Source organism: Prevotella sp. kh1p2 (assembly GCF_900111525.1).
In the GTDB taxonomy this organism is placed as follows: Bacteria; Bacteroidota; Bacteroidia; order Bacteroidales; family Bacteroidaceae; genus Prevotella.
On record NZ_FOHY01000026.1, the window covers coordinates 1 to 25,624 of the forward strand.

Here is a 25,624-nt window from a genome sequence, read left to right on the forward strand (position 1 = left end):
GGTCAATTTTATTTTGCCGCAGAGGGTCATTCTTATTTTGCCCGTAAGGGTCAACGTCGCTTGCCCTCGGGGGTCAAACGCGCTCGGCTTTTCCACAAGTAATGGAGAAGACATTCCAAGACCTATCGCGGAAGTACACGTTGAGGTATATACACAGGGTGCCTATAACTCGCTTATGCAACATCTTGCGAATTCCGGGTTGGACGTAGCAATTAAAAACACCAAGTTGAAAAGATGGAAATAATAGCAGTAGAAAGCCAAGCCTATCAGGACCTGATAGACAGGCTCAACCGAATAGAGCAGTACGTTGAGCGAACCTCTCACCTTATCCAGGATATAGATGACGAGTTGGAAATGACCACCAAAGACCTTATCGGGACTCTGAATATCTCAGAGTCCACCCTTTACCGTTGGCGCAAGAAACAGTTAGTGCGGTATCGCTACACGGAGAGTGGCGATGTGCGTTACTTCTTTAAGTCAATCCTTATTGCCGTAAAGTGCAACCGCCTCCGTGTTTCAGGCATGAGGAATGACGAGGTTCTTGGTCGGCTCAACCGCTTCAAGGACAATCTTATCATGAGTTCATGCCTTAACCCTAAAAACCGACAGTTATGATAGATAAGGAACAGATACTATCACTTACACAAGGAGGGCTTAATGTGTTTTCCCATTTCCTTGGCTTTGAGGTGAACCTTCACCGTAACTTCCGCAGTCCTTTTTATGACGACAGGCGGGCTTCATGCCATATCTACTATGATAGGAAAACTTCTTCCTATAAGTTCTATGATCATGGGGATACCACCTATTCGGGGGATTGTTTCTGGTTTGTGGCAACCATGCGAGGCTTAAATCTAAAAACCGATTTCCCCGAAGTCTTGAAAATCATCGTCCAAGAACTTGGACTGTATTCCTTGTATGACGGTGGGAAGCATGGCAAGCGCGCTGCACCGCCCCGTAAAAGCCCTATCGTTTCCAGTCCTAAGACTGATACAGTCCAAAGTGCGGAAGAACGCCCATACAATTTCGAGATACAGCCTTTTGACGATGGACTGCTGAACTATTGGGCGCATTACGGTATCCATGAGGATACACTTCGGCTTTTTCGGGTACGAAGCCTTAAACGGTATGAAAGCGTATCTGCTGAAGGCAGGAAGTTTGAACTTCACAGTTCACCGACAGAGCCGATATTTGCCTATATCGGAAACGGCTATGTCAAGATATACCGCCCCCACAGTCCGAAAATCCGCTTTCTCTATGGCGGACGGATGCCAGCCACCTATTGTTTCGGTATGGAGCAGATCCCCACCAAAGGAGATATGCTTTTCATAACAGGTGGGGAAAAGGATGTCCTCTCGTTGTATGCACACGGCTTCAATGCGATTTGCTTCAACAGTGAAACGGCACAGATACCTACAAGTATCATTGAGAGCCTTCAGCTTCGTTTTAGGCATATCATACTCTTGTATGATGCGGATGAAACAGGTGTACGGGAGGCGCATAAACAGGTTGAACATTTAGCAGAATATAAGGTCTTGAATCTTTCACTTCCGCTCAGCGGAACTAAGACAGAAAAAGACATTTCCGATTTCTTTGCCTTAGGCAATGGGACTAAAGAACTGAAAGAACTGCTTGCCAATATGTTTACAGACCTATACAGCCAAACCATGATGATGCTTCGCTCCTGTGAGATAGACTACGAAAATCCACCGGACATTTCCAAATCGGTTGTGGCGGTGAATGGCGTTCCGCTGGGAACACAGGATAATCTGTTCTGCATCACCGGTGGTGAGGGCACGGGCAAGAGTAACTATGTAGGAGCCATCCTTGCCGGAGCATTGGGAGAAGAACGGCTGCCAATAGAGAGAACCTTGGGATTGGAGATTACCGCCAACCCCAAAGGCTTGGCAGTCCTGCACTATGACACGGAGCAGTCCGAGGCACAGCTGCACAAGAATTTGGGCAAGACACTGCGCCGGGCTTTATTGACGGCCGTACCGGTGTTTTACCATTCCCTGTACCTCGCCTCTCTGTCCCGCAAGGACAGGCTGAAACTTATCCGCGAGAGTATGGATTTGTTTCATCACAGGCATGGAGGCATCCATCTTGTGGTTATTGACGGCATAGCAGACCTGATACGCTCAGCCAATGACGAAACGGAGAGCATAGCCATTGTTGATGAGCTGTACCGTCTGGCGGGTATCTACAATACCTGCATTGTCTGCGTGCTGCACTTCGTGCCGAATGGTATCAAACTCCGTGGACACATCGGCTCGGAACTGCAACGCAAGGCGGCGGGTATTCTCTCTATAGAGAAAGACGACAATCCCGAATATTCTGTGGTGAAGGCATTGAAAGTCCGTGACGGAAGTCCGCTGGATGTACCGATGATGCTTTTCGGCTGGGACAAGGCAGAGGATATGCACGTCTATCGTGGCGAGAAGTCTAAGGAGGACAAGGAAAAGCGCAAGACCGATGAACTCATTGCCGTTATCAAGGAAGCTTTCCGAAATTCTTTCAAGCTCACTTACCAAGAGCTTTGTGAGGTTCTGATGCGGGAAATGGAAATCAAGGACAGAACCGCGAAGAAATACATCGCCTACATGAAAGAACAGCGTATCTTGGCACAGGATACCAATGGTAACTATCAAAAAGGAGAACTATGCCGTACATAGACTACAATACAGAAGATACTTGGCAGAAATGCCTGTTCGACAAGCTGAGGAATGTTGAGGATAAACTCGACCAGCTGCTTGTCCTGCAAGAGCAATCCGTCGATACAAGCGTCCGTCCACCCTTGAAACCGGAATACTTGGACATCATAGATGTATCCAAGATTCTCAAAGTGGAACAAAAGACCATCTACAACTGGGTTTGGGCAGGGAAAATCCCCTATCTCAAGGCCAATGGACGATTGCTTTTCCTTCGGGAAGAGATAGATGAAATGGTACGGAAGCGAGATGGTTGGTAGCAGCAAAGTAATATGAAAATATGTTAGATTTTGGCAATTTATTTGTTTTATTGCCAAAATCTAACTATCTTTGCACCGAACCATTAGTGATAGCAGAATGAACGTCAGTAATATCATTATAGATTTTGCAAACACCAACAAGGAATTCAGGACGAACGACTTGTATGAGAATCTTTCCGGAAAAATTGAAATTTCCAAGAAGATGCTGTCTTGGCATTTACGCAAGCTGATGGATGAAAGAAAAATATTCAGAATAAGCAAGGGTATATATACAACCACTCCAAAAGTCATATTCCGCCCGGTTCCTAACGTTTATTCCATTCGGTTGTACAAGAAATTAAAAGCGGAATATCCGTTATTGGACTTTTGCGTGTATAACGGCGAAATCCTGTCCGACTTACAGCATCACCTGTCATACAACAACAATATCTATATAGAAACGGAGCGTGATGCCGCTGAAACCATATTCCACTTTGTACAGGATATGCACGAACGCAGTTTCCTTTCGCCAAAGGAAGACGTGATGTCCGATTATATCCGGCTGGATAAAAGAGCCTATATCGTAAAGCCTCTTGTTTCAGAGTCCCCCATGCAGGAAGTAAACGGCATCAATGTACCGACTATTGAAAAGCTTTTAGTCGATATTCAATGCGACAGGGATTTCTTCTACCTGCAAGGTCAGGAAGCCCTGTACATGATGCGGAATGCTTTTACCAACTATAACGTGAATGTAGGAATGCTGCTGCGTTATGCCTCACGACGCAACATAAAACCGCAAATAGAAAACTATATCAAGGAAATGGTATGATCAAAAAAGAATGTATGACTACCGAATGGATAAAGTCCATATCCGTACGCAACAAGTATAAAGACCTGAACCTGATAGAAAAAGTCATCAGGGCAATGTCCCTGCTGGAGATGCTGAAATTATCTGGTTGCCCATTCTGCTTTAAGGGCGGTTCGGCTCTGATGCTTATTCTGGGCGAGTCTGCTCACCGGTTATCCATAGACATTGACATTATCTGCCCGCCCGGGACGAATATTGAGCTTTATCTGAACGATATAGAAAAGTTCGGATTCATATCCAAGACCCTTGAGGAACGGCAGCAGAGGGACACGAATATTCCCAAAAGCCACTCGAAATTCTTTTATCACATCGCTTATAAGAACGATGATAAACCTGCGTATATACTGCTTGATGTCCTGTACGAGGATTTACAATACCACGCTACAGAAGAAGTTGAGATTAAAGGGCCTTTTATAGAATTGGACGGTGATCCATTGAAGGTAACCGTGCCATCAGCTGACGACATTCTCGGTGATAAACTTACTGCATTTGCCCCCAACACCTCAGGTGTTCCTTATATCAAGGGAGGCAGAGACCGCTCGCTGGAAATCATCAAGCAGTTATATGACGTAGGCAGACTGTTTGAGCATACTGACAATTTCCTGCACACTAAGGAAACTTTCACTCAGATAGGGAAAATAGAATTGCAATACCGGGGCTTGCCTGCTGATTTGTCACTCATTTATGAGGATATTCGGGAAACCGCCTTGTGTCTGGCTACCAGAGGGCAAATGGGTAAAGGCGATTTCAAAATGCTGCAAAGCGGCATTAAGAAAATAGACGGCTACATCTACAAAGGGAAATATCGCATAGAGGATGCTATCGTAGATTCGGCCCGTGCGGCTTACCTTGCCACTTCAATAGAAAAATCAAACACAAGAATTGAGAAATACGATGGAAATCCGAACACCATACTTGCCATGGAATTGTCTCCTTCCGTCAATAATAAACTCAACAAATTGAAAAAAATATTGCCGGAAGCCTTCTTCTATTGGGTCAAGACGAGTGAGCTATTATAAAAATTAGTTAGATTTTGGCAATAATTTCTATTTATTGCCAAAATCTAACTGACTTGATAATAATTATCATCAATGTATTTCTATTAGTGTCTCCATTTGGGTCTGAAGTTTTGTGAACGGTAGTCTTCTTCCTTGTCTTGAGCAGGATAACTCTTGTTCTTTATTCCGGCAGAATGATTATTGTCGGACAAGTTCTCTCCTTGCTTCATTTCCTCCGTTTCCTCTTTTTCCTCCTCCGGCGGTGCAAGCGTAAGCGCAATCTTTCTGTCAAGTTCTGCTGCCTCCCCTTTGAGCGCACGCAGCTCGTCCTCTTTCTTCCAAGAACTATTGGCAATGTTGGTGTAAACGTCCTTGTTGGCCACAACCTTTGCCATTTCCTTCTCATGCGACTCTATCACCTTCGGGATACGCTCCAAGGCACCCAAGAAGTTCTCACAGGCAAGTTTCGGGTCTGTCGCCAACTTACCGTTATTATAGGTATAGTAGATGCTCTCCTGTCCCTTGACAAAGAAACGGTTCACCGAGCAATCGAACAGGTCCTTTGAGCTGCTCTCCGTCTTGACCATAACGGAAAAGCCGTAAATCTCACCGATTTTGTTGTACTCACCCTTAGTGCGAGCCTTTTCCTCAATCTCATGCAAGCGGGCTGCAATGACTTTGATGTCAGTGCTGTCCTCCACACCCTTTATCGTCAGTTTATTGACGGGCAGTCCCTCCTTGTCACGCTCCACACGCTGCTCAAAGAGAGCCAAGTCCGCCTTAGCCTCCTTAATTTTGTCCGAATGGAAGGACACGGAGCTGTCAATCTCCGCCAACTTCCCTGTCGCTGCATCACGCTCACGGAGGAAGTTCTTGCGCTCGGATTCCAAGGTGGCAATCTTCTTGTCCATCCTTGCTTTCTCCAAGAGGTCGGTATTGCCCGAAAGTACTGCCACGTATTCAGAAAAGTTCATACCGCTGTCCTCATCCATTGAACCCTCGTCAATGGTACGGCTACCAAGGGTGTTTGTTTTGAGCTGATTGATGAACAACTGCTTGTTGTGAAGCAAATTGAACTTATAACTATCCAAAGAGCGTTCTACGGCATAGATAATCACATCGACCTTGTTATTTGCAAACTCCTTGGCGATTATATTGCCCTTACGAATGGCACGCCCATCGCGTTGCTCCAAATCCGAAGGACGCCAAGGACAATCCAAATGATGGACGGCTACGGCACGCTGCTGGGCATTGACTCCTGTTCCCAACATGGACGTGGAGCCGAAGATAATACGGATGTCGCCAAGGTTCATGGCATCCACCATCGCCTTCTTTGCCTTCTCGTTCTTGCACTCCTGAATAAAGCGTATCTCGTAGGACGGGATATGGTAGTCTTCCACCAGTTTTCTTTTGATTTCCGAATACACGTTCCATTCTCCGGGCTTGTATGTCCCCAAGTCAGAGAATACGAACTGCGTTCCTTTCTGTGCATCATACTTCCGATAATAGTCATTGAGCAACTTCGCACAATGGCTCGCCTTGTTGTCGATATGATCCGAGTACCCCTCCAAATCTATCATGCGTAAATCCAAGCTCATCTTCCTCGCGTAGTCTGTGGCGATGAGCATCTTTGCCTTTTCTTCGCTCTCGCTGAGTGGTTCGCGCCCGAGCAACGTGGCATTACCCGTCTTGGCGAACTCCATCAGCTTGCCGATAAATTCCTCCTGTTCGGGTGTGGGCGGTATGTTATGCAGTATCTCGTTCTTCTCGGGACGGTCGATACCGATGTCCTTTGCCGTGCGGAAGTCGCAAATCTCCGCATAGAACGAAGCCAGCTCCGGCACCTTGATGAAGGTGCGGAACCGCTCCTTCTGGATAATCTCATTGGTGATGGAGAACTCATAGTCGGTCGATTTCTTGGCAAAGACCGCCGCCCAAGCATCAAAGCTGTTGATACCCTGCTTTTCCAATGCCTGTGGGCGGAGGTATTTGAAAAGGAGATACAACTCCGTTAAACTATTGGAGATAGTCGTACCACTGAGAAACGTTGCGCCCAAATCCTTACCCGAACGTTCCTGAATGGTGCGGATGGCAAAAAGCATGTTCAGGGCACGCTGTGAGCCGTCGGGATTGCCCAAGCCCGACACCCTGTCGTGGCGGGTGTTGAACATCAGGTTCTTGAATTGGTGACTTTCATCGACAAAGAGGTGGTCAATGCCCATCATCTTGAAGTCCACGGCATCGTCCTTTCTCTCGGCGATGCTGTCCTGTATGCTCTGCAACTTCGCTTCAAGCGTCTGCTTGCGCTTCTCCAAGCCTTTGAGCATACCACGGGAGATGTCGGCTCCCTGCATGCGCAGAACTTCAAGGTTCTCCTCCACGGAGTCCATCTCCTTCTGCAGGATAGCCTCCTGTATTTCCAATGCCTGCGGTATCATGCCGAACTGCTCGTGCGTGAGGATGATGCAGTCCCAGTCGTTGTTCTTGATGTCGTTGAAGATGCGCTGGCGGTTCTGCTTGCTGAAATCGTTCTTGCCCGGATAGAGAATCCTCGCATTGGGATAAGCCTTTCGGAACGTGTCTGCGATGTCGAATACGTTTGCCTTCAGTCCGATAATCATCGGCTTGTTCGCCAGTCCCAACCGTTTCATCTCGTAGGCTGCCGTACACATGATGAGTGTCTTGCCCGCTCCCACCTCGTGGTCGCAGATACCCCCGCCGTTGGTCTTGAGCATCCATACGGCATCCTTCTGACTTTTGTAAAGGCCGGCTATGCCCAACCGTTTGAGGTCAAGGTCGGGAAAAGTCTGATGCGTGCCGTCGAAATTAGGTCGTACAAAACAGTTGAACAGACGATTATACCTATCCGAGAGCTGCTGCTTGAACGTGTCGGGTGTCCGTCCGAGCCAATCGACAAAGCCCTGCCGTATCTCCTCAATCTTGGCGTTCGCCATCTGTATGGCGTGCCCGTCGCGCACTTTTATCGTCTTCTCGTTGCCCTCGGCATCAAGCACCGTCTTACTCTTGTTGATGTCGGGTATGGTGTTGTGCAGGGCGTGCTTGAGGAGGTTGATGCCGTCATAGCGGCGAAACTCTCCCCGGACGGCATACTTGTGCCAGATATTGGCATTCGTATGGTCACAGACAATGGAATACTCGTCCATGTTGGAGTGGTAGGACACGCTGATGTCCGTCTCAAAAAACTCCGAGGCGAACCTGCCATAGACCTTGGCGGGTATCCAACGCTCACCGAGGTTGAAGTCCAAATCGGCAAAGGGAATGGGTGTCGGCGTGGCGGCACGCAGGGCTGCAAGGCTCTGCTTCGCTTCCCCATGCTCCGGATGGTCCAAGAGCCACGACTCAATACGCTCCGCCTTCTCGATCACGTTGCCCGATATGAACTTGTCGGCTACCTCGTAGCCGTCCTCCTCGGGATTGTAGAAGATACGTCCCTCCAAGGCGGACAGCATATCACTTTCCTCCATGTCGGGAAGCAGGGAACTCATATAGTCAAGTTCTACCGTGCCGTACTTGTTGAGCGATGCGCCCAATGCCTCCATCGGGTCTGCGGCAACGGACAGTTCGGTGGTGGAGAATGCCGTGGGATGGTCGAAGATGTCCGCCTTGATGTACCTGCCGTTCTCGGAGCGTTCCAGAAACAGCATTTCCATGCCCGTGGCATCCATTTTTATCACATCGGTGTTCGCCTTCTGGTTGAAATATCCCCAGCGTAGGACATAGCCGTCATAAAGGCGGTTGAGTTTCTCACGTTCCTCCTTGTCCTCGGTCCGGTTGTTTGCCTCATAGTCATATAGGCGGTGGTAGCACTCCCGTATCTCTACATACGATTTCAGCCGTGAGATTTGCGCATAGGGCAAGTCCATCGGATTGAAGGTGGGATGCCGCTTCAAATCGGAGAGAAAACCGACCTGTCCCTTCTGCACGACGATGGAGCCGTCCCTTAGGTGGGTGTCCGGTGATGAGAGAAAGGGGCGCGGCGAGGCATCAAACTCTTTCTTGACTTCCACTATCGGTTGTGGGGTATGTTGCTCTGCTTCGTCCATAAAATCGAAGAGCGACGGTTCTCTCGGGGATGGAGAAGTGTTTTTGCGAGGCGTGCGGGTGCGTCGGACGGGAGTTTTGTGGGCTGTGGAGGGAACAGTCTTTTGTTGGGCGGTCTTGTTCTCGGAAATTTCTTTGTTCACCCTTGACACTTCCTGTGTCCACAGGCTGTATTCCTCGGGAGTAAAGAGCGTGCCCTCTGTTTCCGTTTCGTTCTCGTTGATAATCGGATGATGGTCCTCATCGAAATAGACCGTCTGTCCGTTCATCTCCCGCGGGGCTTCCACATCCGTGCGGATTCCCTTCGTTTCCTGCTCGTATTGACGATGAAGAGTCAATGTGGGCACACCTTCGGGAGCGGGTTCATAGGGAACTTGGTCGGCTGCTTGCACGGATTGCCCATCGGTCTCTTCCTTAATCGGCTCACCGACCTTTTCAACTTGAACTTCCTCCTTTTCTTCTTCCGTGGAAAGCTTCTCCTCCATTGGCTGAGCCTGGACTGTCGGCTCGGCTTTTTCCTTGATTTCCCCGATTATCGGTTCCTTGGTATATTGTCCCCTTACTATCTCCTCCAATTCTGCAATCTCGTGCAGTTTCTTGGGTGTAAAGTACAAATCGCGTTCGATGCCCAATCCGTGTATCTTCACTTCCTCCATCTCATCGAGCGACATATTGCCCAGCTCCCAACCATAGCCCATCGTCACGGCACCGAAACCGATACGAGTCTTCGGGTCGTACTCCAAGAGATATGCCGTGTAAGCTCCCATCGGGAAGAAATAGCGTGCGTAGGCAACCTTATCGCCAATGAGTTCCTTTCCCTTGCTGTAAAGTTTGGGCAGTTGCTTCCTGATGCTGTCAGGCATCAAGTTATAGGCATTCTCGTTTTCTTTATCCTCCGTTGGCTTTTCTTCGGGTAAATCCACCGTTACACCGAGTCTGTATAACTCCTTGGCAGCCTCGGCTTGTCGCTCTTCCTCCGTCATCGGTATGCCCGTCTCATAGAGCTTGCGGTCAAAGTGTTTTCCTGCATCTTGCGAGAGTTGAATCCGAAGACTTTCCGCCATATCATCCATGCTCCCATCAAAGCTGTACTCCCACGCAGGCTTGCCGTATGGATCTGTACCCATCGTGCGCTCCGTGGCGATGGTGCGGTGGGCGACGTCTTTCCATTCGCCCTCAAAGAGCGAGTTGTGGTTAAAGGCAATGGGGAAGCCATCGCCCTTGGGAACGGAGGCGGTTTCTACAAACTGCTGCTCGGTGCCTTCGCCGATTTCCTTTCCCGACTGCTTCTGCAGGACAATGAGGTCGCTGCCCACTTCCGTCCCTGCGTTTTCGGAGAACATACCCGATGGCAGACGGATAGCGGAGACAAGTCGGCTGTTCTGCATCAGATAACGGCGGATGGCTTCGTTCTTGGGACTGTCCAATACGCCCTGCGAGGTGATGAAAGCCAGCAGACCGCCCTCCTTGAGCGTGTCCAGCCCCTTCACGAAGAAATAGTTATGAATGGCTCGTGTGGATTCCCGTCTGAGAATGTCCTTGCCCTTGCTGTACTCACGGTCATAGACCATGAAATCGCCAAAGGGGATATTGCTGGTGACAAGGTCGTATTTGTCCTTATCCTCCAGTTCCCCGATGGCTTCAAAGGGATCTTGTCGGACAAAGATGTTGCCTTGCCCATAAGGATGCAGGGCTTGTGAGATACGGGCGGTAAGCAGGTCTTTCTCCATTGCGTCGACCGTGCTTGCTTTCTTTGCGAACGTCTCGGCAAAGGCTCCCATGCCAGCCGAAGGGTCTAAGCAGCGACGTATGGGTATATCTACAGAAGTGAGTGCATCGGAAATGGCGGCGACGATGCGGGTATCGGTATAGAAGGACGTGAGCACGCTTGCCTTGATGCTCTCCCAATAGCGTTTGGCGGTATTGGCATCGACGGCTTCACGGTATATCATCTGTTTGAGCCTTTGGGTCGGCTCGAAGAGCTGCTGCTCCGACTGGCTCCAGTAGCGGAGGTCGTCGGGACTGTCACATCGGTTCAGTACGCATTTCAAGCCACCGAAGCCCTGATAGCCACGCAGGGTGGCTTTTTCTTCCTCGGTGGCTTCGCGGCGTTCCTTTTCCAGACGCAGCACCACACGGATGGCTTCCGTGTTGGCTGCCAAGACTGCTTTCTTATTGTATGCCATAATGTTTTCTTTTTAATTAAGGAGGAGGAAAAAAGGTCGGAAGATATAAAGTATATTATCTCCCGACCAATTCCGTTCCTCTTTATTTCTGTCGGGATTATCTCCCTCTTGGTTTTCCTTTCCTGTTTTCAAATTCAAAGGAAGTGGTGTAGTCTTCATTCTGCACCAGACTGGCGTTGAACTTCTTGCCTGCCTTGCTCGTCAAGCCTTTGAGGATGGTCGTTCGTCCCGTGGTCAGCAAGTCCCGGATATTGTCCTCTGTGAGGAGCGTGCCGCAGACCTCACGGAAGACATGGAAATCGCAGCCCTCGTGTCTGCATTTAGCAACCTTGGCATAAATGCCCACGCTCTCATTGCCACACTTGGGACAGCGGTAGGTGGGATAAGACTTCTGTTCGGGGGCAAGGGAGAGCAATTCCTCGCAGATGGTGCCGACGTAGGAGTTGATGCCTTGAGTGAACTTTTCGGGCGGCATCTGCCCCGCCTCGATGGCGGCAAGTGTCAGTTCCCAGCTTCCCGTCATCTCCGCATTGGCGATTCTCTTGTCCTTGACAATCTCATAGACTGCCAAGCCTTTCTCTGTGGGGATGATAGATTTCCTGTCCCTGCGGATATAGTCACGGAGGATAAGCGTTTCGATAATATTGGCGCGAGTGGCGGGTGTGCCGATACCGCATTCCGCCATTGCCTTGCGCTTGTCGGACTCCTCCACATCCTTACCTGCGTTCTCCATAGTGGAAAGCAAAGTCGCCTCCGTATAGAGGGGCTTCGGTTTGGTCTTATGCTCGGTAATCTCTGCATCGAGGATAGGCAGGTTTTCTCCCTCTGCCAAGTTGGGCAATGAAGACAAAACCTGCTCATCCCCGTCCTCTTTCTTCTCCACTTCTGTTGCCTTATCTTTCTGCACGGCTTTCCAGCCCAAGGAGATTTGTCGGCACGCTTTCCAAGTAAAGGCGTTGGTGCCGTCTGTGAACCGCACCTGCATACGTTCTTCTTCGGAATCGGGAGAAAAGGCTTCGACAAAGCGTGCTACTACCATCTGATAGACGGTCACCTCGTCTGCCGATAAGCCCGACGGTGTTTCCCCTGTGGGGATGATGGCGTGGTGGTCGGTTATTTTATCGTTGTCCACCGAATGGCGGTTAAGCGGAGTCGGAAGTGTTTCACCTATCTTGCGGAGCAGGGCGGGTACTTCCTCAAAGACATCCTCGCTGATGTATCGGCTGCCTGTGCGGGGATAGGTCGTGATTTTCTTCTCATAGAGGCTCTGGGCTATTGAGAGGGTCTTGTCCGCTGAAAAGCCGTGGCGTCTGTTGGCTTCCTTCTGCAGGGCAGTGAGGTCGTACAAGAGTGGTGGCGACGTATGCCCCGCCTTTCTTGCGACCGACTCTGCTTGAAGCCGGCTCTGACTGCGAAGCGCAGCGAAGGCTGTCTGTGCCGATGCTTCACTCTCGTAGTCGGTAATGCCAATGGTTTTCAGCGGCACGCCCTCTTTCTCCATGAGAGCGGAGAGTTTCCAATAGGGTACGGAAGAAAAAGCACGGTTCTCTATGTACCGACGGCAGACCATAGCAAGGGTTGGGGTCTGTACCCGTCCCAACGAATAGCCTCCCCTGCGGGCAATGGAAAGGGCACGGCTGGCATTGATGCCCACGAGCCAGTCAGCTTCGCTCCTTGACTTGGCGGAGTAATAGAGATTGTTGTAACTGCTTCCCGGTTTGAGATTGGAAAGTCCCTCACGGATAGCTTTGTCCGTGAGTGAACTTATCCAAAGGCGGTCGAAAGGCTTTCGACAATTTAGATATTGGTAGATATAGCGGAAGATGAGTTCACCCTCCCGTCCTGCATCGGTGGCAACAATGATACGGTCTGCCTTGTCAAAGCAGGAGCGTATCACCTTGAGTTGTTTGAGTGCAGCAGGATCTGATATAAATTCCTTGTCCTTACGCACTTGTCGGACAATAAGTTGGAAAGGATTGGGACGGATGGGCAGGTCTTCGGCTTTATAGGCGGAAAAACCGTAGGCTTCGGGCATGGCAAGGGTAATGAGGTGTCCCATCGCCCAAGTGACGATATAGTCGTTTCCTTCCAAGCATCCGTCCTGCTTGCTGTTTGCCCCTACGATACGGGCAATGTCTCTGGCTACCGAGGGTTTCTCGGCGATAATACAAGTTGTCATAATCGGCAAAGGAATTAAGGGTTACATCTTACGTCCACGGGACTTCTTCTGTTTGTTCTCGTCCTGCTTCTGCTTTTGGGCGGCAGTGGGCTGTGTCTGCCCGGTCTTCAGAGGTTCTTTCACGTTCTTCGTGGCTTCGTTGGTCTTGCCGTGGTTATTGACCGCTACCTGTGTCTTGTGTTCCTCCGCCACGGCTTCTACCTTGCCATTCTTCTGACTCTTGTCGGGATTCCATTTATAGAAGCGCGGACGGTTCTGCTCCTTGTCCATGCGGACGTAGGCATTGAAGGAGTTCCCCTCCTTATCGACCATGTTCTTCAAATAGAGCGCACGCCCGTTATTCAATGCCTCGCGCTGTTTCTCGGAAAGTTCCAAGCCGCAGAGTTTATGGGGTACGCCCTGCTGCTGAGAGTGTTGCTGTCGCTCTTTTAAGCCTTGTTTGTCACCAAAGATAAACTCAATGCCTTTTCGTTCGGCATTGACCTGCAGGGTGGCATTGAAGGACTTGCCGCTCTTGGCGATCATACCCTCCACCTTCACGGCTTTGCCCTCCACAAGGTCCTTATACTGCTGGTCGGAAAGCGTAACGCCCTTGATGTCCTTGGGGATGTTCACACGGTCGGCACGCAGGGCGATAAGTTCGTTGGTCTGTGGGTCGATGGAAACGTAGGCGGCAAAAGGCTCACTGTTTTTGGGTGTTACCTCAATGGTCTTGCCAAGGTTGCCCGTAGTGAGTAGTTGCTCCTTCTCTTCGGGCGAGAACTTATACCCCATATAGGGAAAATCGAGTTGTGGCTCTTTCCTCAGAGGATGGATAGCCAGTCCGATGTTGCCATCGCCGTCCGTGCGGAAGGCAAGGCGGGCATCGGTGTAGATGGTGGTGTCCCCCATCGGGATGGCAATCGTCATGAGATTGCTCTTCTGCCAGCTGAGCATATTTGTGAGTTCTCCGCTCTGCTCCAACTGATCACGGGAAAGACCGAGACGGTCAAGCTGCTTCCAATCCACTTCTTCCGGGTCAATGGCTGTGGTGTTCTTCTGCCGGGGCAGATAGTCCTCAAAGGGTACGCCAATCTCTGCCAGCTGCTGCTTGCTATCGGGCTTCTCACGACTTTGGAGCAGGGTGCGCAGGTTGTCCACGCCTTGCTCCACGTTGCTTGCCACGACCTTGTACAGTCCGAAACGGGTAGGCTCGTTGAACTGACGGAGGAAATTCTTCATGAAGTTCTCCAAGAGTCCCTCCTTGCTGTTGAACTTCAGAAACGCCGCTTGGTTGGCTGCGGTGGCTTCGGTGGTCTTGAGGTTGCCCTTGTCGTCGATACCTGAAACTACGGAGAGTTTTCCCGCTTCCTTTTCGTTCTTCACTTCCGTGCGGTCTTCCAAGACCAGCACATAGTTGTCATTGCTGTTTGATTCCATAATCATTTGTCATTGAGTGAATAAATCGTTATCAAGCAGCAAAAATATAGGTATATAAATAATGTGGAAAATTTTCGGGAAAGGTGGGAAACACAGGGAAGAAAAAGGAAATCCAAGTATCGGTTTGATACATAGAATCCACGGTGTGGATTTGGAGAGAGATGAGACAAGAGAACTTCAAATGCGGCCATTTTCATAGAATCGGCTCAAGAAAACGCAATTTGTCTTTATTTATCAGCACATAATGAGCCGATTATCGAATAATTATCATTATATTTGCACCGATTAAGTTTGTAGGTATGGATACACCAAGAGAAATTCTACAGTTTTTGCACTATCATCCGCTGTCTTCACGCGATGAGATTGCCAGCGGCATTGCCTTCGACGGCAGCGATGCAACCATGAAGCGACTTATTGCCGCTGCCATACAGCGTGGCGAGATTGTTGTCGAGGGGAAGGCGCGTGCCACACGTTATCGGCTTTCAAACCAATCCCATCTGCTGATGCCGTTCGATCTCGACACCTACTTTGCCTTGGAAGTGGATAAGCGTCAGGTGCAGACATCTTTCAATTTCAATTTGATTCGTGAGCAACTGCCGGCTGTCGCACTCTTCACAGAGGAAGAAAAAGCGAGGCTGGCAGCATTGCAGGCCGAGTTTCGCAGCCATGTCGGCGAACTGACCGAAAATGAGTATCGCAAGGAGATGGAACGGTTGGGCATTGACCTCAGTTGGAAGTCATCGCAGATAGAGGGCAACACCTACTCGCTGCTCGAAACCGAGCGTTTGCTCCGCGAAAGCAAAACTGCCGACGGAAAAACAAAGGAAGAAGCCGTGATGTTGCTGAACCATAAGGACGCTCTGCGCTTTATCCTCGACAATCCCGACTATCTGCAGCACCTTACCGTCAGCCACATTGAAGACATTCACCGGTTGCTTACCAAGGAACTCGCCGTTGATAGCGGTATCCGGCATCGCCGTGTGGGCATTACGGGCACAAACTATCGTCCGCTCGACAATGAATTCCAGATTCGTGAGGCCATGCACGACACCTGCGACTTGATCAACAGTCGGGAGGATGTCTTCGAGAAGGCACTCTTGGCTCTTGTGCTGTTATCGTATATACAGGCTTTCTCCGACGGCAACAAGCGCACGGCCCGCATCTCCGCCAATGCCATGCTCATAGCCTATGGTTATTGTCCGCTGAGTTTCCGTTCGGTCGATTCCATTGACTACAAGAAAGCCATGCTCATCTTCTACGAGCAGAACAGCCTCCATGCCTTTAAGCAAATCTTCATCGACCAGTTTGAGTTTGCCGTCAGAGAATACTTTTAGAGAAACTTTGGGCATTGCGTTCATCAATGTCATTGCCAAAAAGCACAAAAAATCTCCGTAAACGAGTAAGGGCGTTACTGCGTTTACGGAGACAGCTTGTCATTATTCATTCGCTTTACATTATATTTCTTCAGGTGAGTTCCACGCCATCCTGCTATGGGTTGAGGTCATCCTCGCCGCTGCCATTTCCGCCTTGCGCATCTTGCTGCTTGCGCCGCTTGGGATTGTCCACCACGAGCTCCACGCTCTTTGCCGAGTCGCGCATCTGCATCTTGGGCGTGAAGACGATTTTCGGGGTCTTGAGGGTGGCGGCGGTAACGTCGATTTCCTTGTCCACCATCGACGAGGGGACATACACGCGGAACGAGCCGAGGTCGGCCAAATCCACGCTCGCACCCATCAGCAGGGCGTCGCGCACGATGGCGCCGAGCGAGATGAGGGCATTCGAGACGTCGCCCGCCGAGAGGGAGGTCTCGCGCACGATGCGGTCCACTACCATCTTGTTTGTCAGTTTCTGCACGCTCTTGGGCTGTGCGTACCATACTATCTGCCCTTTCTTCGAGCCGATGGTCTGTTTCTTCGATTTTACTTCAAATTCTATCATATCCGTTATTATTTAAGGGTTATTTTATTCGTGATGTTTTCTGCCTGTGTCAGGAAGGTGCGAAGCACCTCTGCCTATGGGTGTTTAACACTGTTGTCGATGGGTGTTTAACACTGTTGTCGATGGGTGTTTAACACCCTTGACCGTTGGTGTTGTTCAGTCTGAGAGGTGCCGGTGGTTTGTTTCTTCATTTCTTTGTTTGCCTCTCCTTGACCCCTTGTCTGTCTTTTCGGGGAACGCCTTATAGGAGGCTGGGGCATTGGTGGTTATTAACTTTGAGGATTGAGACTTGCAGCCTGTGAAGGAGGCAGATTTTCTCCGTTTTATTCCTGTGAAACAAAAAGTTTTGCTATCTTTGTACTGCATATTGCAATAAAACATAAAAGTCTTACGATTATGACAAGCATGGAACTCAGACAGGAATTCTTCCGCCAGATAGCCGTCGTTTCCGATGATGAGGGTATGATGCGCAAGGCGGTAAAGGCATTGAAGCGCATTACGAAGTGTGAGAGTACAGACGAAGCCCTTATGAGCCGTGAGGAGTTCAAGGCTCGTGTGGAACAGGCTGCGCACGGTGACTCGAAGTCGTTTGCCAGCGTAGAGGAACTTGACAAGTATGTGCGTGCCCTATGAGATACGACGTACAAATCAAGCAGCAGGCTGCCGAAGACCTTAGGCATTTGCTGCGCAATGAGCCAAAGGCTTATAAAAAGGCTCTGCAGCTCATTGGCGAACTCTACGACCACCCTGCCACAGGCACGGGACATCCGGAACCACTCCGAGGTTTCGGCGCAGAACGTTGGAGTCGTCGCATCACGCAGAAGCACCGTCTTGTGTACGACATTCACGCCACGGAAGTTGTGGTTGTTGTCCTGACGGCTTTCGGTCATTACGACGACAAGTAGTCGATCGCTGTCTTTTCTCTTCGCTTCCATTATTCCCGATAGCTTTTCGTTTACTCTCTTACCGTAAATCCCCACGCCCTTGCCACTGCGGTGCAGAAGCGTGGGGATTGTTGCGTGTCATCATAACTATGCTGTTAGTCCTCGAAATGTCTCGTTGCGTGCATCGCCGCCCTTGCCCGCACCCCACTCGTGGGGTATCGCAAGGGGGCACTCGTGGGGTATCATCGTACCCCACGAGTGGGGTCTTATCCACGGCTGATTCCTTCCATGCGCAGGGGCTCGGCGATGATTCGGATTTCGCCTATCGGCTTGCCGTCTCGCCTGATGTCGATTGTCCGCATGTCGCCGTACTTCACGCCGGGGGTGAACTCCGCGCCGTTGAGTTCCTTCAGGTCGGCTACGGGGTTGGGCTTCGGTCGGGGTATCGGGGGGAAGATGTGTATGATGATGATTCCACCGCCGGTAACGACGATGATGATGTCCTTGAACCTGTCGCGCCATTTCACCCTGATGGGCACTGAACCGCAGCCGTGGTCGGGGTCGAAACTATATACTCCACCGGCACCGGGGCGAGCCACCTCGCCCGCCATTTCGATGATACGCCTGCCGATGGCGTTCCTCGTGGCGCTGTTGTAGCGTGAGAAGTTGCGCACGGTGTCCGTTCCGATGTTCTCCACCGCTTTCTTGTTTACGACCATTGGCCGGGGGGGGCTGTTGATGTTCTTCGTTTCCATTTCTTCTTGATTTTAAGGATGAAACATATTGTTTTTTTGTTATTCTCCTCTCGTCCTCAAAAGCGGCGAGAGGAGAAACTTCCTACGCTCTTTGACGTCTGATACACTCCATAGGACGAGATCGTTTGACTCTTCTCTTTGTTCCTAAAGAATGAATGGGCTATTATTAATAGTCATCAAATCTCATACTGCCTTTGAAGTTCAGGCTGATGGTGTGCTCCTTGCCGTCTCCATACTCTCCTTCACCCTTTACCTTGCCGTCCTCCAGTACGATTTCGAAGACAGGCTTGCCGTCTTCGCTGTCAAGGGATTTCACGCTGAGCGTGCCGCTCATGAAGACTGGATATGGAGTCCCGGGTTCTCCATAAGTATCGAAGATTAAAGTAGGATTATAGCATTCGACGCTCCAATACCAATCGTCGTGTTCAGGCTCTTTCTTCGTCAGGTCGATAGTCTTGCCATCGTGGGGCTCTTTCCCCGCCATTATTTTAACTCCCTTATCTTTCGCCACAAAGAGAACTATATCGTAGTTGCCTTCATTAAATTCGTCTTCATCTATTCCCGCATCGATTATCGGCATTGTCACGCCGTCAAGAGTAACAGTGTTGGTAAAGTCAGGGGTGCTGTCACCTCCGCTTCCTATGGCAGCCTTGAGTTCCTCCAGTTTTTGGATAATCTGTGCGAGGGCTTCGGCTGCGCTGGTGTTGCCGCTGTTCACGGAGGCGATGAGGCTGTTGATGGCAGCAGTAACTTCGCCAATCTTCGTAGCGATGGCGGTCTGGCCGGTGCCGAGTGCCTCCACCTGCGTCTTCATGGCGTTGAGGGCGGCTACCACGGCGTCGAACTTGTCGCTGTAGTCGGGCATTGCCTTGATGGCCGCCTCGATGGCAGAGAGCTTGTCGCCGTAGTCGGGCAGGTTGGCAATGGCTGTCTTGATGGCTTCGAGCTGTGCCGAATAGTCGGGCAATGCCTTGATAGCCTGTTCGAGCAGGTCGAGCTTGGCTTCGAGCGAGAGAGTCTGCGCCTTGATGGCTGCCTCGATGAGGGCGAGCTTGGTCTCGAGCGTAGTATTCACGTTGTTGATAGCCGCTGTGATGGCTTCTATCTTCGCCTCCATACTGCCGCTGAGGTTGTTGATGGCAGTGATGAGTTTCTGTGCCATTTCCTCCTGCTTGATGGTCTGGTTTTTGATAGCCGTTTCCAAGAGGGCGAGCTTGCTCTCAAGGGTGAGCGTCTGTGCCTTCATTGCTGCCTCGATAGCGGCGAGCTTGGTCTCGAGGGTGGCGTTCACGGAGTTCAGCACGTCAATGATGGCCTGCAGCTTGGTCTGCTGGTCGGCGTTCATCTTGTCGATGGCCTCGGTGAGTTTCGCAATGGCCTGCTCGTTCTTGAGCGAGCCGTTGTTGATGGCTTCCACCACCTTGGTGAAGTCGTTGATTACTGACACGTTCATCGTGTAGTTGATTTCGGGTGCGTCTTCCTGACATGAGGTGAGGAACGCGGGTGCTGCCAACAGCATGGCGATGGCAAGCAACATGAATTTAATTCGTTTCATATTGTTATCATTTTTATAGTTTTACATTAATGCTTACAAATTCTTTACGTCAGCGATTCTTATTGCTCCGAAGACACTGCCTCGCAGCACGACTTCCATAGCCCCGGTCTCTATTTCCCCATGATTAAGTCGTCGCTGGTCTTGGGCATCCCAGCCGTCAACGCGACTGAACCGGCTTCTTATACGCAACAGAGGGTCTTTGTATATATACTCTCCCTTATTCAAGTCGCCGTACTCTCGGGTCATGCTATTCTGGAATTTATACCACCACGGATCCTGCACTCTATTCGAACTGCTGCCGTTTACGATCTTGAAGATAACGGGACGCCCGTTTACTACACGGAAGCACTGCACGTCGAGCTGCACTTTCACATGCCCGTCCGCTATCCTAACGTTTTTAACATTGATTTTTGCGGATATTCTTCTTGGGCACCGAGTGTAACCGATCTGATATTGCGTTCCGCTGTATAGGGGCTTGACAACCTTTCCGGGATAAGCACCGGTAATAAGCTGGATGGTATATTTCATCACAACGCCCTGATTACTGGGGCCGAACTTCATGTTGTCGCTCATGGCTTTTTCCAGTTCCGCCTGACTGCGCTTGCTTCTCAGAACAGATATAGGCAAGCCCGTTCCTCCGAGGTTAAAGATCTCTTCGTTGGTGTAGCTCGACGATTCGGCAAGCGACTGGCTTCCCTCTGCCTTTTGTCCGTATCCGGAAACCTTCTGTGAAGAGTCGAAATTGAACTTCTTTGCCGAGTATTCTTTCATGTAGCTGAATGTTCTGCCGTAGGTTACCGAGGTCACGATGGCTATAGCCTTTCCCCTCAGCTCACTGCTGAGTTGTTGCCAAGTTACGCTATTGGCGAACAGAGAAGATGGGTCTTGTTTCCAGTTGTCCTTCAACTTGATAGTGAAGTAATCCTGATCTAACGTGGTGGCCTGCACAAACGACTGCTCGGAAGAAGATGTTTTGGCCTTTACATTCACGCTGCACCCTGCAAAAGAGGCATCGACTGCCAAATCCATCTTCAGACTCTGTTCGCTTGTATGGATTTTCGTCCTGATGCGTTGTACGCCCGGAGCCTCGTAGCCTGAATTGAGTAGGGTCCGCATAATCTTGTTCTTAGCTTCTCTTACATCAGCATTGGTAGGACTAATGTTGCTCTGCGACGGATTACCGCCTGCGAGGAAGTCGCCGTAAATGGAAATCTTGCTTCTTGGAATCCTGCCCAAAGGATTGGGCGAACCGCTTGTTATCATGTCGTCTACCATGAGTATCGCTCCCGGATAGATATTCTCGTATCCGCTTCCGCGCACATAGATTTCCCGCTCTCTGAAGGAATCTTCCTTCTTGTCCAAGATGAAGGCGAAGTCCCTGTCGGGCAGGCTTTCAAATGCGTCAGGATATTGCGTCTTGTCATTATACATGTCGTTGTTTATCAAATCGGCAGGGTGGTAGGCTATGCCTGCCAGTCCGGAGTTGATTTCCTTGCGCCTCTGTTCATCGGTATTGCCGCCTACTGCGTTTGCGGTGGTGACATGCAGGTTGTTGTATTGTGAGAATTTCTGCCCGTCGTACACCCAAACCGTAATACGATAACTGGTGTTGGGGAACAAACCCGTTATCTTATAGCTGGTTGCATCCTTAAGATAAGGCCCCTGTTTCCTGCTGGCGTATGTCGGTCCCGGTGCCCACGTCAGTACATAGCGAAGGTCCTTCTGGGCGGTTTCCCTGTCGGTAGCCTTCTGCCATGACAATTCGATGCTGTTGGCATTTATTCTGTTGACCACTACCACCTTGTTCGGAATGTAAGGCGCTGTGTTGGGCACTGCATCAGGCAGGGTGGTAACTTTGGCGCGGGCATAGGTGTTCTCGAATCCGTGCGGGTCTCTCACATATACGATAATTTCGTATGTAGTGTTGGGCTTGAGCCCTGTGATGGTGTAGGAGGAATTGTCGAACTTCCTTTCACCAATCTTACGGATTTTATTGTCCCATACGTAAGGTGCTACGCACCATGTAACAGTGTAGAGTAACTGACTTTGAGGGCTTTCCCTGTCAGTAGCCTTGTTCCAGCGAATGGAAATGCTGTTCTTCGTTTTTCCAGTAACTGTTATGTTCTTGACAGCTACAATCGGTTGAGTATTAGCCATGTTTTTATGCAATTAACCTTAATACACATTACTATTGCGAGGTTTCAAGTGATTGTTCTTTTATTCTTAAATTCATTTGAACTTATTCTACTGTTATCGTTACCCTGCGCCCTTCGGCTGATGGCTTGCTTTGTTGCTCGCCGATGGCTGTCGTGGGATGCAGGTCTTCAAGGGCGAAGCCTTCCTTGACGAGGGCTTCCACCACCCGTGTGAGGCGACGCTCGGAGAGTTGCTGGTTATAACCGTTGCTGCCGGGTGTGCTGGCTTCTGCCACGAGCGAGAGTTTCTTTCCACGCACGCTGCGAGCGAAGACTTTCAGTCGGTCGGTCTCGGCACGGCTCATATAGGAACTGTTGTGATCGAACTGCACGAAGTGCGAGGGCTGAATGGCTGTTGCCGTCGTAGGCTTGCTGTTCTCGCACTCTTGCAGTCGGCGTTCGAGGTCGGCCTTCTGCTGTTCCGCCTGTCGGCGTGCGCTCTCTGCCTTGTCGGCCTGCGCCTTGGCTTCGGCAGCCTCGCGTTGCAGGGTGTTCACACGGTCGTTGAGCGTGGAGATTTCGCCCTCGTAGTTGGCACGCTGCACACGGGCACGGCTCGGCACGAAGTTGTAGCGCACGGTGGCAAGGGCGAAGATGAGGTTCTTCGGGGCGATGTCCTTTCGGTTGAAGAGCCAGTCCATCTCGCCCTTCAGTCCAATGGTGAACTGTCGGCTCACGTCAGCCTCGATGTGGAGCGAGGCAGGGATGTAGAAGGTGTTGAACTTCTCGTGTCGGTTCTTCGTCTGCACGTTGCCCGTGATGGTGATGGCGTCGTCGTTGCTGATGCTCTCGCCATCAACGAAAGGCGTTGTCGTTCCGCCCACGGTCTTGGTGTTGCTGAAATACATGCCGTACTCGTTGCCACGTCCGATGGTGTAGCCCACGCCTGTGCCGGCCCAGATGTTCAACCACTGCGCACGGCGGTGCGGCCAGAACTCCATGAGGTTGAAGCCCGCGCCGAGCTTGGCGTTGTGGAAGTTCATCAGGTAGTTGCCGTAGGCCTTCACGGGCATCGTCTTGGTGTCGAGTGTGGAGAAGCGCTGCTCCCTGCGGTAGCGCGACCATAGGTATTCTGCTCCCACACGCACCCACGGCCGGATGGTGAAGTCCACGCCGCCACCCACGGCGGGCGATTGTCTGTAACTGCGCTTGGCATCAAGGTTCTGATACCATACGTCGGTAGACCACGACAGTCCGCCTTGAGCGTAAATGCTCCAAGTGCGGGTGCGTAGTTCGCTGCTGCGGTCTCGTGGTGGCTGCGTACTGCCCTCGTCAAAGGTCTGCGCCTGTGCGCCGACTGCAACGAAAGCGGTGAGCAGTGCCGTAAGACCCACCCTTGCCCATCGGCCGCTGAGCGGCGGAATGAGCGGTTTTGCTTGTCTTTTGTTCATACTTGATTAGAATTAAAAGGGTTTATATATATGTCTGTTCTACATACCTTATATTATTATAGGCATACGGTGAAGAGGCTCACGATGCGCTTCCAGAGGGTGCGGCAGGGACGGTCGTTCGGCTCTTCGGTTTTGGCTTCCGATGGCTCCCTGCCTTTCGGGTCAGGCGGCGGATTCTCGGGATGAGGATTGCCATCAGGAGAAACACCACGACGGTCGAGCTCGATATCTATCATATCACGGATAGTGCCGCGTATGTCGTCGAGGAACTGGATATGGTCTTCCGAGAACTTCATATAACGCTCTTGCCGTTTGGTACGTTTATCACTTTTCTGCCGCATATCTTTTTTGTTTTTTATTATACAGTGAAGATTCTTGAAGCGAGTGCAAGGGACACCTGTTTCCCGATTTGCAGAGTGTCGCTGATTCTTGTTGCAAAGTTACGGGCACGTGGCACGAAAGGGCTTATCATTATCGGTCAAAAACCTATCATTATCGTGCATTTTGCATTTCTCCGACTTATCATTATCGTGCATAAGATGCTTGTAAGGCATTGTATGTTAGTCTTTTAGTAGTGATATTTTTGCCAATATTAACAGATGGCGTTTTTGGAGAATTGAATAGCCTTTTATGGCAGTTCTTCATCGGATTCAGACCACACGCAATGCGACTCTGAAAAGCAGGAACAGGGTTTTCGCTGCCTATTCTTTCTGAAGTAATCCCTATTTCGATATTGATTTTAGTCTTTTTCTTTCTCCTTTTGATTGTGTTTTCAGAATTAAATCGTAACTTTGTACGCAAATCATTTCTAAACGGCAATCATATTATACAGATGACTTACTTCAAAAGGCACATAGACGACAAATTGCGTGAGTGGAAAACCGAAGCTCGACGCAAGCCGTTGCTGATACGTGGTGCCCGTCAGGTGGGCAAGTCCACTGCCGTAAGAGAACTCGGAAAGCAATTCCGCTACTTTGTTGAGGTGAACCTTGAAAAGCAACCCGATCTGCGGCAACTGTTCACGGAGAACATCAATGTGAAGACTACGTGCGAGAAACTCAGCGGTACGCTTGCCATCCCATCATACCGGGCGAGACGCTCCTCTTCATTGACGAAATTCAGGTAAGCAAGGAGGCTGTCATGGCTCTGCGCTACTTCAAGGAGGACTATCCCGAATTACATGTCATTGCCGCCGGCTCGCTGCTGGAGTTTGCCTTGGAGGAACTGCCGTCGTTTGGTGTGGGAAGGATACGTTCGCTGTATATGTACCCTTTCTCGTTCGACGAATTTCTCATGGCTCAGGGACTCGGACTCACCGTTGACTTCAAACGGAAGGCAATGGCCGATGCTCCTCTTACAGAATCGGCACACAAGGTTTTGATAGAACAGCTGCGCTCGTTCTATCTTGTGGGAGGAATGCCGGCAGCCGTGACGGAATGGGTGGAAACGCATAGTTATATAGAGGTGTCGCACATCCACAATGAAATTATCGACACATACAGCGACGACTTTTCCAAGTACAAGAAACGGTTTTCACCGGTTCTCCTCAGGCAGGTGCTGCGCTCGACGGCATTGCAGGCAGGAAAGAAGTTCGTTTATGCCACAGCCGCACGCGACACGAAATCCACGGTGGTGAAAGAAGCCCTGCACCTGCTTACGCTTGCCGGGCTTGTAACCCCTGTGAAGCATACGGACGCACATGGCATCCCACTCGGAGCAGAGGAAAATGAAAGCTATGTGAAGTATCTTTTCTTTGACTTGGGTGTCATGCAGACCATGCTCAACATTCCTGCGGGAGACATTCTTATGGCTACCGAAGTGGACTTTGTGAACAAAGGAGGTGCTTCCGAGATGTTTGCCGGATTGGAGATGATGAAATACAGTGACTGTTTTATGAAACCCGACCTGCTGGAAAAGCCGAGCGCGTTTGACCCCCGAGGGCAAGCGACGTTGACCCTTACGGGCAAAATAAGAATGACCCTCTGCGGCAAAATAAAATTGACCCCTGAATGCGATTGCCATTCAGGGGCTTTTTTGTAGTTTTGTGTTGCCGTCCTGACTGGCGGATAAACGTTAAACTACAGAATTCAATGACAAAGTTAAGAAATTTATTGCGATGTTACGCCATTGGAATGAGTATAAAAAGCATCTCTAGTGCTTTTCATCTCTCGCGTAACACTGTGCGCAAGTATGTGCGCAGGTATCAGGAGAGCGGTCTGACGCTTGACCTGCTGATGACCATGTCTG

At 50.3% G+C, this 25,624-nt stretch carries 20 protein-coding genes; 11 read left to right on the top strand and 9 right to left on the bottom strand.

Annotated features, from left to right (window positions below; all coding sequences use genetic code 11):
* Positions 1-234: 234 nt before the first annotated feature.
* The 5 genes from BMW31_RS12370 to BMW31_RS12390 all read left to right on the top strand — a co-directional run bounded on the left by BMW31_RS12370 (position 235) and on the right by BMW31_RS12390 (position 4,834).
* Entirely contained in the window at positions 235-615 is a 381-nt protein-coding gene (locus BMW31_RS12370; RefSeq protein ID WP_091826426.1) for a DNA-binding protein, read from the top strand.
* Positions 612-2,672: a bifunctional DNA primase/helicase gene (locus tag BMW31_RS12375; RefSeq protein WP_091826429.1), complete on the top strand. Its 2,061-nt coding sequence runs from the start codon at positions 612-614 to the stop codon at positions 2,670-2,672. Before BMW31_RS12370 ends, BMW31_RS12375 begins: the two co-directional genes overlap by 4 nt.
* Positions 2,660-2,968, top strand: a complete 309-nt coding sequence (locus BMW31_RS12380; protein WP_091826431.1) for a helix-turn-helix domain-containing protein — start codon at positions 2,660-2,662, stop codon at positions 2,966-2,968. The genes BMW31_RS12375 and BMW31_RS12380 overlap by 13 nt, the downstream gene beginning before the upstream one ends.
* Positions 2,969-3,065: 97 nt before the next feature.
* On the top strand, positions 3,066-3,776 hold the full coding sequence (locus tag BMW31_RS12385) for a DUF6577 family protein (RefSeq protein WP_091826433.1): 711 nt from the start codon (positions 3,066-3,068) through the stop codon (positions 3,774-3,776).
* The gene (locus BMW31_RS12390) at positions 3,773-4,834 is read left to right on the top strand and encodes a nucleotidyl transferase AbiEii/AbiGii toxin family protein (RefSeq protein ID WP_091826435.1); all 1,062 of its coding nucleotides are present in this window, start codon (positions 3,773-3,775) and stop codon (positions 4,832-4,834) included. Before BMW31_RS12385 ends, BMW31_RS12390 begins: the two co-directional genes overlap by 4 nt.
* Before the next feature lie 83 nt (positions 4,835-4,917).
* Here the strand turns inward: BMW31_RS12390 and BMW31_RS12395 are convergent, their stop codons facing one another.
* From BMW31_RS12395 to BMW31_RS12405, 3 genes are all read right to left on the bottom strand, one after another.
* On the bottom strand, positions 4,918-11,061 hold the full coding sequence (locus tag BMW31_RS12395) for a DUF2958 domain-containing protein (protein ID WP_091826437.1): 6,144 nt from the start codon (positions 11,059-11,061) through the stop codon (positions 4,918-4,920).
* Positions 11,062-11,158: 97 nt separating this feature from the next.
* Positions 11,159-13,240 (bottom strand): type IA DNA topoisomerase, encoded by a 2,082-nt coding sequence (gene topB / locus BMW31_RS12400; RefSeq protein ID WP_091826439.1) that lies wholly within the window; start codon positions 13,238-13,240, stop codon positions 11,159-11,161.
* A gap of 21 nt (positions 13,241-13,261) precedes the next feature.
* Positions 13,262-14,659 carry a DUF3945 domain-containing protein gene (locus BMW31_RS12405; protein ID WP_091826460.1) on the bottom strand — a complete coding sequence of 466 codons (1,398 nt, stop codon included), beginning with the start codon at positions 14,657-14,659 and terminating at the stop codon, positions 13,262-13,264.
* 299 nt (positions 14,660-14,958) lie between these two features.
* Between BMW31_RS12405 and BMW31_RS12410 the strand changes: the two genes are divergently transcribed.
* Positions 14,959-15,993, top strand: coding sequence for a Fic family protein (locus BMW31_RS12410; RefSeq protein WP_091826442.1), 1,035 nt, complete (start codon positions 14,959-14,961; stop codon positions 15,991-15,993).
* 154 nt (positions 15,994-16,147) lie between these two features.
* On the opposite strand, the gene BMW31_RS12415 is transcribed toward BMW31_RS12410, so the two are convergent.
* A complete protein-coding gene (locus BMW31_RS12415) occupies positions 16,148-16,597 on the bottom strand; it encodes an HU family DNA-binding protein (RefSeq protein ID WP_091826444.1) in 450 nt (149 codons plus the stop codon).
* 396 nt (positions 16,598-16,993) lie between these two features.
* Here BMW31_RS12415 and BMW31_RS12420 point away from each other — a divergent pair, with 396 nt between their 5' ends.
* Together BMW31_RS12420 and BMW31_RS12425 are read left to right on the top strand one after the other, a co-directional pair.
* Positions 16,994-17,230: a hypothetical protein gene (locus BMW31_RS12420; RefSeq protein WP_091826447.1), complete on the top strand. Its 237-nt coding sequence runs from the start codon at positions 16,994-16,996 to the stop codon at positions 17,228-17,230.
* The gene (locus tag BMW31_RS12425) at positions 17,227-17,502 is read left to right on the top strand and encodes a Txe/YoeB family addiction module toxin (protein WP_091826449.1); all 276 of its coding nucleotides are present in this window, start codon (positions 17,227-17,229) and stop codon (positions 17,500-17,502) included. Before BMW31_RS12420 ends, BMW31_RS12425 begins: the two co-directional genes overlap by 4 nt.
* Before the next feature lie 245 nt (positions 17,503-17,747).
* Here the strand turns inward: BMW31_RS12425 and BMW31_RS12430 are convergent, their stop codons facing one another.
* From BMW31_RS12430 to BMW31_RS12450, 5 genes are all read right to left on the bottom strand, one after another.
* On the bottom strand, positions 17,748-18,236 hold the full coding sequence (locus BMW31_RS12430) for a hypothetical protein (RefSeq protein ID WP_091826452.1): 489 nt from the start codon (positions 18,234-18,236) through the stop codon (positions 17,748-17,750).
* Between the two features lie 166 nt (positions 18,237-18,402).
* Positions 18,403-19,791, bottom strand: a complete 1,389-nt coding sequence (locus tag BMW31_RS12435; RefSeq protein ID WP_255404964.1) for a hypothetical protein — start codon at positions 19,789-19,791, stop codon at positions 18,403-18,405.
* Positions 19,792-19,824: 33 nt separating this feature from the next.
* Complete coding sequence (locus BMW31_RS12440; RefSeq protein WP_094149100.1) at positions 19,825-21,948, bottom strand: thiol-activated cytolysin family protein; 2,124 nt, start codon at positions 21,946-21,948, stop codon at positions 19,825-19,827.
* An 82-nt stretch (positions 21,949-22,030) separates the two neighbouring features.
* Positions 22,031-23,377 carry an OmpA family protein gene (locus BMW31_RS12445; protein ID WP_091826455.1) on the bottom strand — a complete coding sequence of 449 codons (1,347 nt, stop codon included), beginning with the start codon at positions 23,375-23,377 and terminating at the stop codon, positions 22,031-22,033.
* A 56-nt stretch (positions 23,378-23,433) separates the two neighbouring features.
* Positions 23,434-23,718, bottom strand: a complete 285-nt coding sequence (locus BMW31_RS12450; protein WP_091826458.1) for a hypothetical protein — start codon at positions 23,716-23,718, stop codon at positions 23,434-23,436.
* A 491-nt stretch (positions 23,719-24,209) separates the two neighbouring features.
* On the opposite strand from BMW31_RS12450, the gene BMW31_RS13635 reads away from it, so the two are divergent.
* The 3 genes from BMW31_RS13635 to BMW31_RS12460 form a co-directional block, all read left to right on the top strand.
* On the top strand, positions 24,210-24,503 hold the full coding sequence (locus tag BMW31_RS13635; protein WP_255404965.1) for an AAA family ATPase: 294 nt from the start codon (positions 24,210-24,212) through the stop codon (positions 24,501-24,503).
* Positions 24,425-25,417: an ATP-binding protein gene (locus BMW31_RS12455; RefSeq protein WP_255404966.1), complete on the top strand. Its 993-nt coding sequence runs from the start codon at positions 24,425-24,427 to the stop codon at positions 25,415-25,417. Before BMW31_RS13635 ends, BMW31_RS12455 begins: the two co-directional genes overlap by 79 nt.
* A gap of 50 nt (positions 25,418-25,467) precedes the next feature.
* The coding region (locus BMW31_RS12460) for a helix-turn-helix domain-containing protein (protein WP_091826105.1) at positions 25,468-25,624 on the top strand (157 nt) is incomplete at its 3' end.

Excerpts from the sequence above, each read along its gene's own strand:
- BMW31_RS12370 (WP_091826426.1), top strand. The coding sequence starts at position 235 with ATGGAAATAATAGCAGTAGAAAGCCAAGCCTATCAGGACCTGATAGAC.
- BMW31_RS13635 (WP_255404965.1), top strand. The coding sequence starts at position 24,210 with ATGACTTACTTCAAAAGGCACATAGACGACAAATTGCGTGAGTGGAAA.
- BMW31_RS12385 (WP_091826433.1), top strand. The coding sequence starts at position 3,066 with ATGAACGTCAGTAATATCATTATAGATTTTGCAAACACCAACAAGGAA.
- BMW31_RS12410 (WP_091826442.1), top strand. The coding sequence starts at position 14,959 with ATGGATACACCAAGAGAAATTCTACAGTTTTTGCACTATCATCCGCTG.
- topB (WP_091826439.1), bottom strand. The coding sequence starts at position 13,240 with ATGACAACTTGTATTATCGCCGAGAAACCCTCGGTAGCCAGAGACATT.
- BMW31_RS12430 (WP_091826452.1), bottom strand. The coding sequence starts at position 18,236 with ATGGAAACGAAGAACATCAACAGCCCCCCCCGGCCAATGGTCGTAAAC.
- BMW31_RS12390 (WP_091826435.1), top strand. The coding sequence starts at position 3,773 with ATGATCAAAAAAGAATGTATGACTACCGAATGGATAAAGTCCATATCC.
- BMW31_RS12380 (WP_091826431.1), top strand. The coding sequence starts at position 2,660 with ATGCCGTACATAGACTACAATACAGAAGATACTTGGCAGAAATGCCTG.
- BMW31_RS12440 (WP_094149100.1), bottom strand. The coding sequence starts at position 21,948 with ATGGCTAATACTCAACCGATTGTAGCTGTCAAGAACATAACAGTTACT.
- BMW31_RS12425 (WP_091826449.1), top strand. The coding sequence starts at position 17,227 with ATGAGATACGACGTACAAATCAAGCAGCAGGCTGCCGAAGACCTTAGG.
- BMW31_RS12450 (WP_091826458.1), bottom strand. The coding sequence starts at position 23,718 with ATGCGGCAGAAAAGTGATAAACGTACCAAACGGCAAGAGCGTTATATG.
- BMW31_RS12435 (WP_255404964.1), bottom strand. The coding sequence starts at position 19,791 with ATGAAACGAATTAAATTCATGTTGCTTGCCATCGCCATGCTGTTGGCA.
- BMW31_RS12445 (WP_091826455.1), bottom strand. The coding sequence starts at position 23,377 with ATGAACAAAAGACAAGCAAAACCGCTCATTCCGCCGCTCAGCGGCCGA.
- BMW31_RS12415 (WP_091826444.1), bottom strand. The coding sequence starts at position 16,597 with ATGATAGAATTTGAAGTAAAATCGAAGAAACAGACCATCGGCTCGAAG.
- BMW31_RS12375 (WP_091826429.1), top strand. The coding sequence starts at position 612 with ATGATAGATAAGGAACAGATACTATCACTTACACAAGGAGGGCTTAAT.
- BMW31_RS12420 (WP_091826447.1), top strand. The coding sequence starts at position 16,994 with ATGACAAGCATGGAACTCAGACAGGAATTCTTCCGCCAGATAGCCGTC.
- BMW31_RS12405 (WP_091826460.1), bottom strand. The coding sequence starts at position 14,659 with ATGGAATCAAACAGCAATGACAACTATGTGCTGGTCTTGGAAGACCGC.
- BMW31_RS12395 (WP_091826437.1), bottom strand. The coding sequence starts at position 11,061 with ATGGCATACAATAAGAAAGCAGTCTTGGCAGCCAACACGGAAGCCATC.